The following is a 13,142-nucleotide window of genomic DNA, read 5'->3' as shown; positions in this document are numbered from 1 at the left end:
TCGGCGGGTGCTGGAGCGGTGGGGCCGGTGGGTGCACCGTCGACGCAGGATCGTCCTGGCGCTGTGGGCCGTGCTCGTCGTGGCCGGCGCCGTCCTCGGGGGCTCGGTCTTCGACCGGGCGAGCGACGTCGGGCTCCGCGCCGACGTCGAGTCGACCCAGGTCGACCGCCGGCTGGACGCGCTCGACGACGACGGCGAGCAGGTCGTCGCGGTGCTCCGCGGCGCCGACCCGGTCGACGCCGAGGTCGCGGCCGGGTCGAGCGCGGTCGTGGAGGAGGTCCGGGCGCTGCCCGGGGTCCTCGACGTGCGCGACCCGTGGGTGACCAGCGCCTACGAGCTGGTGGCCGAGGACCGCTCGAGCGCGGTCGTCGAGGTCGACCTCGACCCGGCGCTCGGCGAGGAGGAGGCCATGGCCCTGGCCGACCGGGTCTCCGCGGCGCTGCACCGGGCGCCGTTCCCCGAGGTCGCGGTCGGGGGCGACCTGCTGGCCGAGCGCACCTTCGTCGACCAGGCCGTGCAGGACGCGGCCCGGGGTGAGGGGGTGGCGCTCGTGGTGCTGCTGGTGCTCCTGGCCGTCGCGCTCGGCAGCCTCGTGGCCGGGCTGCTGCCGGTGGGCGTCGCGCTCGGGTCGGTCGCGGTGTCCCTGCTCGTGCTGGCCGGGCTGGCCGGCGTCGCCCCGGTGAGCGACTTCGCCGTCAACGTGGTGACGGTGCTCGGTCTCGGCCTGGCCGTCGACTACTGCCTCCTCGTGCTCGCCCGGTTCCGGGAGGAGCGCGCCGCGGCCGGACGACGCCCGGACGCCGAGGCCGTGCTCGGCCGGACCCTCGACACCGCGGGCCGCACCGTGCTCGTCTCGGGCCTCACCGTCGGGGCCTCGCTCGCCGCCCTGCTGCTGCTCGGCGACCCCCTGCTGACCGGGATGGCGGTCGGCGGGCTGGCCGCCGTGACCGTGGTGACCGCAGCCGGCCTCAGCCTGGCCCCCGCCCTGGTCGCGGTGGCCCACCGACGCGTCCCACCGGTCGACCGCGGCGCCCTGGGGCGGCCGGCCCGCCCCGCCGGGCGGTCGTTCCTCGCGCGCACGACGCGGCTGGCCCAGGCCCGGCCGTGGCCGGTGCTGCTCGGGTCGGCCGGGCTGCTGGTCGCCCTGGCCCTGCCGCTCCTCGGCCTGCAGCTCGGCGCCTCCGACGCCCGCGCGCTGCCGCCCGGCTCGGAGGCCCGGACGGTCGTCGAGGTCATCCAGGCCGACCACCCCGACATCGCCACGGCGCCGCTCGAGGTGCTCGTCGACGCCCCGGTCGGCGACCCGCGCCTCACCGTGCTGACCGAGCGGACCACCGCCCTGCCCGACGTCGAGGAGGTGCTGCTCCGCGACGGCCTGCCCGACGGCTGGAGCCACCTGACCGTGCTCCCCCACGGCCCCACCAGCGGCCCCGGCGCGCAACGGGTCGTCGCCGACGTGCGCGCCCTCGGCCGCGACGTACCGGTCCTGGTCGGCGGGCCCGCCGCGGAGCTCGTCGACTCCCGCGACGCCCTCGGGTCCCGGGTGCCCCTCGCGGTCGGAGCCGTGGTCGTGGCGGCCGGCCTCCTCCTGCTGCGCCTGACCGGCTCGCCCGTCGTCGCGGCCAAGGCGCTGGTGCTGAACCTCCTGTCCCTCTCGGCCACGCTCGGCGTCGTCGTGCTCGTCTTCCAGCACGGGTGGGGCGGGCCGCTGCTGGGCGGGACCGCGACCGGGTCGCTCGACCTGACGACGCCGCTGCTGCTCTTCATGTTCGTCTTCGGCCTGTCGATGGACTACCACGTCTTCCTCGTCGCCCGGATCAAGGAGGAGTGGGACCGCCGCGGGACCGTCCGGCCGTCGCTCGACGGGCGCGCCGCCAACGACCGTGCCGTGCTGGCCGGCATCACCGCCACCGGCCCGGTCGTCACCCTCGCCGCGCTGGCCATCGCCGTCGTCTTCCTCGGCTTCGCCGCCGGCGAGCTGGTGGCGGTCAAGGAGGTCGGCGTGGGCATGACCGTGGCGATCCTGCTCGACGTCACCGTGGTGCGCGGGCTGCTGCTCCCGGCTGCGATGACGCTGCTCGGCCAGCGCAACTGGTGGCGGCCGGGGTGGCGGCCGGGGAGCCGGACCGTCGCCGAGGCCTGACCGACGTCGCCGGGACCCCTAGCGCGCCCGGCCGAGCTGGCCCGGCACGACCTCGAACCGCACCGACCGCTCCTCCACGTCGGCCTCGACGAGCCGCACCCGCACGTCCTGGCCCAGCGGCAGCGGGTCGGCGGAGGTCACCGGCGCCTCGACGCCGAGCGCCCGCACGGTCACCTTGCCGCGCCGCTCGTCCTTCTCCTCCACCGACACGATCGCCCCGTCGTGCTCCGAGCCGACCCGGCCGGCGAGCAGCCCGGCCTCCACGAGGTCCACCACCCCCCGCTCGTACGACGACGCGCGCCGCGACGAGGTCGCCATCTCCTCCGGCAGGCCGGGCAGGGCCTCCAGCACCCACGCCGGCACGGGCTGCTCGGCGCAGAGCGCGAGGCACACCTCGCCGGCGTAGCGGTCGGCGAGCCGGCGCAGCGGGGCCGTGACGTGGGCGTACTCGGAGGCGAGCGCCGCGTGCTGGGGCTCGGCCGGGACCTCGCCGTCGAAGGCGACGTAGCCGCTGCCCCGCAGCAGCCGGGTGCTGGCCACGACGACGGCCGCGTGGTCGGGGCGGGCGGGGTCGAGGGAGCGGATGAAGTCGGGGTAGAGCTGCTCGGCGGGCCACTCGACGCGGAGCGCGCGGGCGACGCGGTGCAGCCGCTGGAGGTCGCGCGGGTCGGGCGGCGGGAGGGTGCGGAGCAGGCCGACGCGGGCGTAGACCATGAGCGAGGCGGCGCCGAACCCGGTGAGCAGCGAGATCTGGGCGTTCCACTCCTCGATGGGCAGCAGGCGGCGCAGCGAGAGGCGCCACAGCTCCCCGTCCTCGGGCACGTCGACGACCTGCTCGGGCAGCGGCAGCGAGACGCCGCCGCGGGCGACCTCGCGCTCGATGCGCAGCCGGCCGACCTCGGCGACCAGCTGCACGACCTCGGGTGCGGTGCCGTCGTCGAGCGCGGCCTGGGCGCCCTCGTAGGTCAGCTGCGCGGTCGAGCGCACCCGGGCCCGCTGCACGGTGACGTCGGTGCCCTCGCCGGTCTCGTCGAGCCGGATCGTCCACAGCAGCGCGGGCCGCACCTGGTCGGGCAGCAGCGAGGCGGCGTCCTCGCTGAGCACCGGAGGGTGCAGCGGGACCTTGGAGTCGGCGCCGTACAGCGTCTGGCCGCGGCGGTGGGCCTCGAGGTCGACCGGGTCGCCCGGGCTGACGAAGGCGGCGACGTCGGCGATGGCGTAGTGCACGACGAAGCCGTCGCCGTCGCGCTCCACGTGCACGGCCTGGTCGAGGTCACGCGCGCCGTCGGGGTCGATGGTGACGAACGGCAGGTCGGTGCGGTCGAGCTCCGGCAGCCGAGGCGCCGCGGCGGCCGCCGCGGCCGCCTCCTCGACCTCGGGCGGGAAGGCGGGAGTGACCTCGAGCTCGGCCTGCAGCTGCTCGACCCCCCGTCGCAAGGTGACGACGACGGACTCGTCGTCGGTGCCGACCCGGACCACGCGGCTGCTGGACATGTCCCTAACCTAGGCGTCGTGAGCGCGTCGTGCTGATCCTGCTGCCGCCGAGCGAGGGCAAGGCGGCTCCCGGCCGGGGCCGGCGCCTCGACCTCGACACCCTCTCGTCCCGCTCCCTCACCGCCGCGCGCGCCCGCGTCCTCGACGCCCTCGTCGAGCTGTGCGAGCGCGACCCCGACGAGGCCGCCCGCGTGCTCTCGGTCCCCCGCACCCAGCTCGACCTCGTCGGGCTCAACGCCCGGGCCGCCACCGCGCCCACGGCCCGCGCCGACGCCGTCTACACCGGCGTCCTGTACGACGCCCTCGGCCTGCCCAGCCTGCCCACGGCCGCCCGCCGCCGGGCCAGCAGCCGGGTCGCGATCACCTCCAGCCTGTTCGGCCTCGTGCGCCCGGGCGACCGCATCCCGGCCTACCGCCTCTCCGGCGACGCCTCGCTGCCCGGCCTCGGCCCGGTGGCGGGCGTGTGGCGCGAGGCCCTCGGCCCCGCGGTCACCGAGGCGATGGGCCGGGGGCTGCTCGTCGACCTCCGCTCCGGCACGTACGCCGCCTTCTGGCGCCCGCCCGCCGAGCTCGCCGGCCGGGTGGCGACGGTGCGGGTGCTGCACGAGGTCGACGGCCGCCGACAGGTGGTCAGCCACTTCAACAAGGCCACCAAGGGCCGCCTGGTGCGCGCGCTGCTCGAGGACGGCGGCGACCCGCGCACCCCGGCCCGGCTGGCCGAGCTCCTCGGTGACCTCGGCTGGACCGTCGAGCTCGACGAGCCCTCCAAGACCGGCACCCGCCTCGACGTCGTCGTCAGCGAGGTCTGACCCTCCGGCAGTCCCCGTCAGGCGATCCCGTCGGGCCCGACCAGCTCGGCCACCAGCTGGTCGCGCACCGGGGTGTGCTCCAGCCGGTCCTGCGGTCGCAGCGCAGCCCCGATCGCGTCGTAGGACAGCAGCGTGAAGGCCCGGTCGACGACGCGGGCCAGGCCCCAGGCCCGCCGGTGGTCGACGTGCGGGTACGCCGCGTGCCACACGCCCACGAACGCGTCGCGCACCGCCCCCTCCGCCCCCGCCCCGGCCACCCGCTCGACGCTCGTCGCGAGGTGGCGGCCGTCGAGGTAGGGGTGGGCGACGCAGGCGTCGGTCCAGTCGAAGGCGACGGGGGTGCCGTCGGCGCGCCGACCGAGGTTGCCGACGTGCAGGTCGCCGTGCACCAGGGTCGGCGGGAGACCGAGGGCGTGCAGCTCCTCGACGTGGGCGACCAGCCGGGCCCGCGCCGTCCCCTCGGGCAGCACCCGCAGCAGGCCCGCGACGGTGCGGGCGGCCCCGCGGTCGGGCGCCCCGGCGCGCAGCAGCCCGTCGAGCCGGCCGACCGTCGCGACCTGCGCCTGGGCCAGGCGACGCGCCACCTCGGCCACCACGGCGACGTCGAGGGGCTCGGCGACCTCCTCGAGGTGCTCGACCAGCAGGAGCGCGCGCTCCTCGTCGAGCCCGACCACCTCCGGCGCCACCTCGGCCGCCTCCCGGGCGACCCAGGCGGTGAGCGCGGGCTCGTCGCGGAACCCGGCGCACGGGGCCTTGAGCCACACCGGCCGCTCCCGCCCGGAGGGCTCGACGACGTCGTACCGGACGACGGCGGCGAGCGACCAGGTCTTCACCGGCACCCCGGGCCCCGTGCGACGCTCGCCCCGGCCCCGGCCGGCGAGCACCGCGTCGACCCAGGCGTCGGTCCCCTCGGCCCACGTCGGCGTCCACCACGGGGCCCGTCCGTCGGCCGGCGCCCCGACGCGGAGCTCGTGCACCGCCGCGTGCAGCCCGTGCACCGCCTCCGGCGGCAGGCCCAGGTCGGTGGCCCCGGCGAGCGGCCACCACCGGCGGCCCGGCACCGAGACCGGCGTCCGCGCCACGAGCGGGTCGACGACGTACCCGGGACCGGCGGGGAACGGCGGGCCCGCGGGCCACGCGCTGGGCTCCCCGACGACGGCGCGCAGGTCGCCCGCCGTGGGCCAGCTCCCGGTCGCGACGGGCAGCCGGGGTGGGTCGTGGGGACCGACGAGCACCAGCCCGGCCGCCGGGTCGAGCAGGGCGACGAGGTGGGCGGGCACGCCGGTCAGCCGCTCACCAGGTGCCGGGCACGAAGGCGTCGCGGGCGGGGGGCAGCGCGTTGTAGAGCCGCATGGAGCCGCGGCCGTCGTCGTGGAACGACACCACGCTGACCGACGCGGGCGCGAGCTCCATCGCGAAGACCGACGGCAGCGGCGCCCCCAGGGCGTGCGCCACGAGCGTCTTGATCGGGGTGACGTGGCTGACCACCACCACGGTGCGGCCGGCGTGCTGGGCCAGGACCCGGTCGAGCCCGGCCAGCACGCGCGCGCGGACCGTGCTGAACGACTCCCCGCCCCGCGGCGCCACGTCCACCGACCCCATCCAGGCCGTGAGCTCCTCGCCGTGCCGCTCGCCCACCTCGGCGAAGGTCAGCCCGTCCCAGTGGCCGAACTCCATCTCGGCGAAGCCGGGCTCCTCGGCCACCTCGACCCCGAGCACGGCGCCGACGATGTCGGCCGACTCGCGGGTGCGTCGGACGGGCGAGGCCACGACGCGGTCGACCTGCTCGGCCAGCGGCGCGAGCCACTCGGCGGCGAGCCGGACCTGGTCGCGTCCCTCGTCGCTGAGCGGCGGGTTGTCGCCGCCGAGGCCGCCGGAGAACCGCTTGGCCGTGGTGTGCACGGTGACGCCGTGCCGCACGAGCACCAGCGTCGTCGATGCGCCAGGGGCCGACCACCCGCGAGCGGGGGTCTTGGCGGGGTCCTCGACCTCCTCGACCACCGACTCGCCGGCCTCGCTCGCCGCGCGCGGCGCCCCGGCCACGGTGACCCCCGATCGCTTGCCGTCGAGGGCCTCGTTGGCCAGCCGGTCGGCGTGCTTGTTGCGCTCGCGCGGCACCCACGTGTACGTCGTCCCGAACGGCGCCAGCTGGGCCGCCTCGGCCGCGAGCGGCTTCATGCCGGGGTGCTTGATCTTCCACCGGCCCGACATCTGCTCCACGACGAGCTTGGAGTCCATCCGCACCTCGACGTCGGCCTCGGGGGCGTGGTCGGCCGCCATCCGCAGCCCGGCGATGAGGCCGGAGTACTCCGCGACGTTGTTGGTCGCGACGCCGATGGTGGTGCCGTCCTCGGCGATGACGGCGCCGGTGTCGGCGTCCTTGAGCACCGCGCCGTACGCCGCCGGGCCGGGGTTGCCCCGCGACCCGCCGTCGGCCTCGATGAGGACCGCCCGCGGGCCGGTGCCTCCGGCGTCGGTCACAGGCCGCTCTCCGCGGTGCGGACGAGGATGCGCGAGCACTCCTCGCACCGCACGACCGTGTCCTCGGGCGTGGCCCGGATGACCCCGAGCTCGGCGTTGTCGATGCCCAGCTGGCAGCCTGTGCAGCGGCGCTGGGTCAGCGCGGCGGCGCCGACGCCGCCCTTGGCGGCCCGGAGCCGGTCGTAGAGCGCGACCAGGTCGTCGGGCAGCCCCTCCGCGGCCGGGCCGCGCTGGGCCTCCACGGTCGCGAGGTCGGCGTCGAAAGTCGCGGTGCGCTCGCCGACGACGGCCTGCAGCTCGGCCAGCCGCTCGTCGCTGGCCGCGACCCGCTGCTCGATCTCGGTGAGCAGGGCCTGGGCCTCCTCCAGCTGCTCCATCACCTCGAGCTCCTCGTCCTCGAGCGTGCCGATGCGGCGCTCGAGGGAGGCCAGCTCGTGCTGCATGCGCTCGAGGTCCTTGGGGTTGGTGATGAGCCCCTGGGCCATCCGGTCGTTGTCGCGGGTGCGTCGTGCCCGGACCGCCTCGACGTCGACCTCGGCCTTGCGCAGGGCGGCAGTGAGGTCGTCGACGACGACCTGCTGGTCGCGGCGGCGGTCGTCCTCCTCGCGGCGGCTCGCGGTGAGCGAGGCGATCTCGGCCAGCTCCGGCAGGGAGGCGCGCTTGTGGCGCAGCTGGTCGGCGCGCGAGTCGAGGGCCTGCACCTCGAGCAGGCGCAGCTGGGCGGCGGGGTCGGCCTTCACAGGCGCATTGTCCACGGATCGGTGACGAGCGTGCTGACCCGGGTCTGCACGGGCTCCCCGGCCGCGTCGAGGGCGTCGGCCAGCCGCTGCGAGACGACCGGCAGCCAGGTCCACTCAGCCGCCCAGTGCGCCACGTCGACCAGGGCCGGACCGCCCTTCTCGACGAACTCCGCCGCCGGGTGGTGGCGCAGGTCGCTGGTGACGTAGACGTCGGCGTTCGTGCCGAGCACCCGGTCGAGGAGGAAGTCGCCCGCGCCGCCGCAGACCGCCACCCGCCGCACCCGGCGCCCAGGATCGCCGGCCACCCGCACCCCGTGCTGCGTGTCCGGCAGCGCGGCGGCCACCTGCTCGGCGAACTCGGCCAGCGTCACCGGCGTGATCGTGCCGATCCGCCCGCTCCCGGTGGCGCCGACCTCGGCGTCGGCGACCTCGACCACGTCGTACGCCGGCTCCTCGTAGGGGTGCGCGGCCTCCATCGCCGCGACCACGGCCCGGCGGCGCGAACGCTGCAGCACGGCCTCGACACGGACCTCCTCGACCTCGCTGATCTCGCCGACGGTGCCGTAGAACGGGTCGGCCCCCTCCAGCGGCCGGAACCGCCCCTGGCCCGGCGCCGAGGTGAACGACGCGAAGTCGTAGCGACCGATCTGCCCCGCCCCGGCCTCGGCGATGGCGGCCCGCACCACGGCGGCGGCCTCGACCGGCACGTAGACCGTGAGCCGGTCGGTCGGGTCGGCCGGCGCGGGGGCCAGCGGCTGCTGCTCGTGCAGGCCGAGCGCGGTCGCCATCGCCTCCGACACCCCGCCGACGGCCTGGTCGGCGTTGGTGTGCGCGGTCAGCAGCGCGCACCCCGCCCCGACCAGCGTGGCCAGCGTGCGGCCCTTCGGCGTCGTCGCCGCGAACCCGTGCACGGGCTTGAGGAACAGCGGGTGGTGCACCACCAGCAGGTCGGCACCCCACTCCGCGGCCTCGGCGGCGACCTCGGGCGTCACGTCGACGGCGAAGGCGACCTTCTGCACGGCCTGCTCCGGGTCGCCCCACACCAGCCCGACGGCGTCCCACGAGTCGGCCGTGCCGGGCGGGAACCAGGTGTGGAGCAGGTCGACGACGGTCTGCAGGCGGGGCACGCGGCCCACCCTAGGTACCGTCTGGGGGTGATCTTCATCTGGGGCTCCAAGGCCTATGTCGACCTGCTGGCCACCGGCAACCTGGTCTGCCGCCAGTGCCACAACCCCGCCGCGCACCGCCTGCACCGGGTGCGCCGCAAGTTCACCTTCTTCTGGATCCCGCTCTTCACGACCTCCACCAAGCACCTGCTCGACTGCACCTTCTGCGGCCTGCAGTCCCACCTCACCGCCGAGGAGGCCGAGCGTTGCGCGGCCGACCTGCGCTCGTCGTACGGCGGCGGGCAGCCCTCCCACCCGCAGGTCCCCCAGCACTGACCCGGCCGCACGGTGGTCGGGGAGGTTGCGCTGGCAACCGTCTCGAGACCACCTGACCCCACGGTGGGCGAGGAGGTTGCGCTGGCAACCGTCTCGAGACCACCCGACCCCACGGTGGTCGAGGAGGTTGCGCTGGCAACCGTCTCGAGACCACCCGACCCCACGGTGGTCGAGGAGGTTGCGCTGGCAACCGTCTCGAGACCACCTGACCGCAACTGACCCGAGGTCCGACCTGCGGCCAGTGGCCTCGAGACAGGCGCCAGGGCGCCTTCCTCGACCACCGTGGGGTGACAGCACTCGCGGCGCGCGCCTCCCCGCAGCGACCCGAACAGGACGACGGGGCACAGGCGCCCCGACCACATCACCACCGGGTCACCGGGCGCACGGAGCGCCGGGGCGGCACCCGCGCCGGTCGGGCCCGCCGTACCGAGCCGCGGCAGCCCTCCGAGAGCGGCGCGGGCCTGCGGCGCGCGCCGCCCCGCAGCGACCCGAACAGTCAGTTCACCTGCCGCTCGCGCCCTTCCCAGTACGGCGCGCGCAGCTTGAACTTCTGCAGCTTCCCGGTGGCGGTGCGGGCCAGCTCGTCGCGGAACTCGATCGAGGTCGGGGCCTTGTAGCCGGCCGCCTTGTCCTTGCACCAGGCGATCAGGTCGGCCTCGGAGGCGTCCTCGCCCTCGGCCAGGACGACGAGCGCCTTGATCGTCTCGCCCCACTTCTCGTCGGGGACCCCGATGACCGCGACCTCGGCGACGGCGGGGTGGGAGAAGAGCACGTCCTCGACCTCGATGGAGGAGACGTTCTCGCCGCCGGTGATGATGACGTCCTTCTTGCGGTCCTGGATGGTGACGTAGCCGTCGTCGCCGATGACCGCGCCGTCGCCGGTGTGGAACCAGCCGCCCTCGAGCGCGACCGCGCTCTCCTCCGGCTGCTCCCAGTAGCCCTCGAGCACGACGTTGGACCGGGCGAGCAGCTCGCCACCGGCCACCGGCTCGCCGTCCTCGTCGGTGGACGGCTCGGTCACCGACAGCCGTACGCCGATGGCGGGCGCGCCGGCCCGGGTGAGCTTCTGGGCCCGCTCCTCGGTGCCCAGGTCGTCCCACTCCTCGCGGGTGCGGTTGATGGTCAGCAGCGGGGAGGTCTCGGTGAGGCCGTAGATCTGGATGAACTCCCAGCCCAGCTCGGCCTCGACGCGGGCGACGGTCTTGGTGGGCGGTGGAGCGCCGGCCATGATGATGCGGACCTTGTCGCGGCCGGGGACCTCGCCCTCCCACGACTGCGCGGCTTCCAGCACCGCGGCCGCGACGGCGGGGGCGGCACACATGACGGTGACGCCGTGGTCGCGCACGCGTCGCAGGATCTCGGCGCCGTCGATCTTGCGCAGCACGACGTGGCGCGCCCCCATGCCGGTCATGGCGAAGGGCATCCCCCAGCCGTTGGCGTGGAACATCGGCAGCGTGTGCAGGTAGACGTCGCGGTCGGTGACACCGGCGTGCAGGGCGAAGGTGACCGCGTTGGTCCAGATGTTGCGGTGGGTGATCTGCACGCCCTTGGGCCGCGCGGTCGTGCCCGAGGTGTAGTTGATGGTCGCCGTGGCGCCCTCGTCGGGCTCCCACGGACGCGGCTCGACGTCGGCGAGGTCGGCCCCGCCGAACAGGTCCTCGTCGTGGCCCAGCACGAAGCGGTGCTCGGCGGTCACGCCGGCCAGCGCCTCGTCGAGCTCGGGGTCGACGTACAGCACGCGGGCGCCGGAGTGCTCGACGATGTAGCTCACCTCGTCGGGCCGCAGCCGGAAGTTGACGGGCACGAGCACGCGCCCGGAGCCCGCGACGCCGAAGAACGACGCCAGCAGCCGCGCGCTGTTGTGGCTGACCACGGCGACCCGGTCGCCCACGTCGAGGCCGAGCGAGTCCAGGTGGGCCGCCTGGCGCCGGGCGAGGCCGCCGAGGCCGGCGTAGGTCACCTCGCCCAGCGACGGGGCGGGCTGGTCGGGCTCGTCGACGACACCGATGCGCTCGCCGTAGACCTGCACGGCCCGGTCGATGAAGTCGTTGACGGTCAGCGGGACGAGCACGGGAACCTCCTGGGAGCCGGGGTGGGCCGGGTGACCCCGGTCACTGTAGTGACGGACACCGAGCCCGCCCCACCCCGCCATGAGAGTCCTCTCATGGCCCTCTCACCCCCAGTCCATGCTCGGGCAGGATCGTGTGCGACATGCTGACCAGGTGGCAGACCATCGCACTCGCAGCCATCGCGCTGCCGGTGGGTGGTTTCGTCGCGGGCACCGTGCTGACCTCCGTCGCCGACTCCCCGCCGCCCCGGCCCGGCATCGTGGTGCCCACCTCCCCCGCGCCCACGTCCGACCCGGCCTCGCCCACCTCGCCCACCTCGCCCACCTCGCCCACCAGCCCGGCTGCGCCGCCGTCGCGGACGCCGGGCACGCCGTTCACCTCGGTGACGCCGGTGGTGCCGGACCTCGACGACCGGGACGACGGACGGGACGACCGGGACGACCGGGACGACCGGGACGACCGGGACGATGACGACGGGGACGACGACCGGGGCGATGACGACGGGGACGACGACGGCGACGACTGAGCGCCCGCCCCGCGGGCGGGCCTTCTCGGTCCGGGTCCGCATCACCGTCACGGTCGCGGTGCTGGTCGCCGTCGGCCTGACCCTGGCGGGGGCGAGCGTCTACCTCATCGAGCTGCGCCGGCTCGACGACCGGAGCATGCAGGGCGCCCAGCAGGAGCTCGACGAGTTCGCCAAGCAGCTCGGCACCGGGTCGGCCGGGGTCGGGCCCGACCTGGAGGCCACGCTGCAGATCTTCCTGCAGCGCAACGTGCCCGACAACGACGAGGCGCTCATCGGCTTCGTCGCCGACGAGCGGCTGGGCAACGGCCGCGACGCCCGCGCGCTCACCCTCGACCCCGCCTTCGAGGCGGCCGCCCTGCCCCTCGTCCGGGACGGCGGCACGAGACGGCTCGACGACCCGCAGCGCGGCGAGCTGCTCCTGAGCTCGCAGCGGGCGACGGTCGGGGGCCAGCAGGGCGCGCTGGTCGTGGTCAAGTACCTCGACATCGACCGCGCCGACCTCGTCGACACCATGCGCACCTACGTCGTGGTGGCCCTGCTCGCGCTGCTCGTCATCACCGCGGCCGCCTTCGCCCAGGCCGGTCGGCTCCTGCGACCGCTGCGCGACGTGCGCACGACGGCCGAGGAGATCACCGAGACCGACCTGTCCCGGCGCCTGCCGCTGACCGGCAACGACGACATCACTGCCCTCACCCGCACCTTCAACGGCATGCTCGACCGGCTCGAGGCGGCCTTCGTGGCCCAGCGCCAGCTGCTCGACGACGCCGGCCACGAGCTCCGCACGCCGCTGACGATCCTGCAGGGCCACCTCGAGCTGCTCGACGCGGGTGACCCGCGCGAGGTCGACGAGACCCGCACCATGCTCCTCGACGAGGTCGACCGGATGTCGCGGCTGGTCGAGGACCTGATCCTGCTCGCCAAGACCGAGCGGCCGGGGTTCCTCGCCACGGCCGAGGTCGACGTCGCCGAGCTCACCGAGTCGGTGGCGGCCAAGGCCGGGGGCCTCGGCGACCGGCACTGGGCCGTCGACGAGGCGGCCGAGGTCGTCGTCCCCGGCGACCCGCAGCGGCTCACCCAGGCCCTGCTGCAGCTCGCCCACAACGCCGTCAAGCACACCCGCCCCGGTGACCTCGTCGCCCTCGGCTCGGCCACCGTCGACCACCAGGTGCTGCTGTGGGTGCGTGACACCGGCCCCGGCGTCGACCCGGCCGACCGCGACCGCATCTTCGAGCGCTTCGGCCGCGGCGCCCGCGCAGGCGAGGTCGACCCCGACGGCTTCGGCCTCGGCCTGACCATCGTCACCGGCATCGCCCGCGCCCACGGGGGCGCGGTGTGGCTCGACGACGCCTACGCCGACGGGGCGCGCTTCGTGCTGTCCCTCCCCCTGCGCCCGACGAATCCGCCGGCCAACCCGCCGACCACACCCCAGGAGGTCTGA

General features: G+C 75.7%; 11 protein-coding genes. 5 read left to right on the top strand and 6 right to left on the bottom strand.

Annotated features, from left to right (window positions below; genetic code table 11):
- The first annotated feature begins 7 nt into the window (after positions 1-7).
- The gene (locus tag FJQ57_RS19875; protein ID WP_139983728.1) at positions 8-2,143 is read left to right on the top strand and encodes an MMPL family transporter; all 2,136 of its coding nucleotides are present in this window, start codon (positions 8-10) and stop codon (positions 2,141-2,143) included.
- Between the two features lie 18 nt (positions 2,144-2,161).
- Here the strand turns inward: FJQ57_RS19875 and FJQ57_RS19870 are convergent, their stop codons facing one another.
- The gene (locus FJQ57_RS19870) at positions 2,162-3,637 is read right to left on the bottom strand and encodes an RNB domain-containing ribonuclease (protein ID WP_139983726.1); all 1,476 of its coding nucleotides are present in this window, start codon (positions 3,635-3,637) and stop codon (positions 2,162-2,164) included.
- Positions 3,638-3,666: 29 nt separating this feature from the next.
- Between FJQ57_RS19870 and yaaA the strand changes: the two genes are divergently transcribed.
- Positions 3,667-4,446 carry a peroxide stress protein YaaA gene (gene yaaA, locus FJQ57_RS19865; RefSeq protein WP_139983724.1) on the top strand — a complete coding sequence of 260 codons (780 nt, stop codon included), beginning with the start codon at positions 3,667-3,669 and terminating at the stop codon, positions 4,444-4,446.
- 17 nt (positions 4,447-4,463) lie between these two features.
- Here yaaA and FJQ57_RS19860 read toward each other — a convergent pair whose 3' ends face one another.
- The 4 genes from FJQ57_RS19860 to FJQ57_RS19845 are packed head-to-tail and all read right to left on the bottom strand — an operon-like array spanning position 4,464 to position 8,794.
- Positions 4,464-5,726, bottom strand: a complete 1,263-nt coding sequence (locus FJQ57_RS19860) for an aminoglycoside phosphotransferase family protein (protein WP_139983722.1) — start codon at positions 5,724-5,726, stop codon at positions 4,464-4,466.
- Positions 5,727-5,739: 13 nt separating this feature from the next.
- On the bottom strand, positions 5,740-6,927 hold the full coding sequence (locus FJQ57_RS19855) for a bifunctional RNase H/acid phosphatase (RefSeq protein ID WP_139983720.1): 1,188 nt from the start codon (positions 6,925-6,927) through the stop codon (positions 5,740-5,742).
- The gene (locus tag FJQ57_RS19850; RefSeq protein ID WP_246081928.1) at positions 6,924-7,667 is read right to left on the bottom strand and encodes a zinc ribbon domain-containing protein; all 744 of its coding nucleotides are present in this window, start codon (positions 7,665-7,667) and stop codon (positions 6,924-6,926) included. Before FJQ57_RS19850 ends, FJQ57_RS19855 begins: the two co-directional genes overlap by 4 nt.
- Positions 7,664-8,794 (bottom strand): Nif3-like dinuclear metal center hexameric protein, encoded by a 1,131-nt coding sequence (locus FJQ57_RS19845; protein ID WP_139983718.1) that lies wholly within the window; start codon positions 8,792-8,794, stop codon positions 7,664-7,666. Before FJQ57_RS19845 ends, FJQ57_RS19850 begins: the two co-directional genes overlap by 4 nt.
- A 27-nt stretch (positions 8,795-8,821) precedes the next feature.
- Here FJQ57_RS19845 and FJQ57_RS19840 point away from each other — a divergent pair, with 27 nt between their 5' ends.
- Positions 8,822-9,109 (top strand): zinc-ribbon domain-containing protein, encoded by a 288-nt coding sequence (locus FJQ57_RS19840; RefSeq protein ID WP_139983716.1) that lies wholly within the window; start codon positions 8,822-8,824, stop codon positions 9,107-9,109.
- A 496-nt stretch (positions 9,110-9,605) separates the two neighbouring features.
- Here FJQ57_RS19840 and FJQ57_RS19835 read toward each other — a convergent pair whose 3' ends face one another.
- Positions 9,606-11,180: an AMP-binding protein gene (locus FJQ57_RS19835; RefSeq protein WP_139983714.1), complete on the bottom strand. Its 1,575-nt coding sequence runs from the start codon at positions 11,178-11,180 to the stop codon at positions 9,606-9,608.
- Between the two features lie 140 nt (positions 11,181-11,320).
- On the opposite strand from FJQ57_RS19835, the gene FJQ57_RS19830 reads away from it, so the two are divergent.
- Both FJQ57_RS19830 and FJQ57_RS19825 read left to right on the top strand, forming a co-directional pair.
- The gene (locus FJQ57_RS19830; RefSeq protein ID WP_139983712.1) at positions 11,321-11,704 is read left to right on the top strand and encodes a hypothetical protein; all 384 of its coding nucleotides are present in this window, start codon (positions 11,321-11,323) and stop codon (positions 11,702-11,704) included.
- The gene (locus FJQ57_RS19825; protein ID WP_246081927.1) at positions 11,673-13,142 is read left to right on the top strand and encodes a sensor histidine kinase; all 1,470 of its coding nucleotides are present in this window, start codon (positions 11,673-11,675) and stop codon (positions 13,140-13,142) included. Before FJQ57_RS19830 ends, FJQ57_RS19825 begins: the two co-directional genes overlap by 32 nt.

This window comes from Nocardioides litoris, assembly GCF_006346315.1.
Lineage (GTDB): Bacteria > Actinomycetota > Actinomycetes > Propionibacteriales > Nocardioidaceae > Nocardioides > Nocardioides litoris.
This window is presented reverse-complemented; position numbering and strand designations above follow the sequence as displayed.

Bases quoted from the DNA above. Each gene is read 5' to 3' on its own strand.
- FJQ57_RS19870 (WP_139983726.1), bottom strand. From the start codon at position 3,637: ATGTCCAGCAGCCGCGTGGTCCGGGTCGGCACCGACGACGAGTCCGTC.
- FJQ57_RS19830 (WP_139983712.1), top strand. From the start codon at position 11,321: ATGCTGACCAGGTGGCAGACCATCGCACTCGCAGCCATCGCGCTGCCG.
- FJQ57_RS19825 (WP_246081927.1), top strand. From the start codon at position 11,673: ATGACGACGGGGACGACGACGGCGACGACTGAGCGCCCGCCCCGCGGG.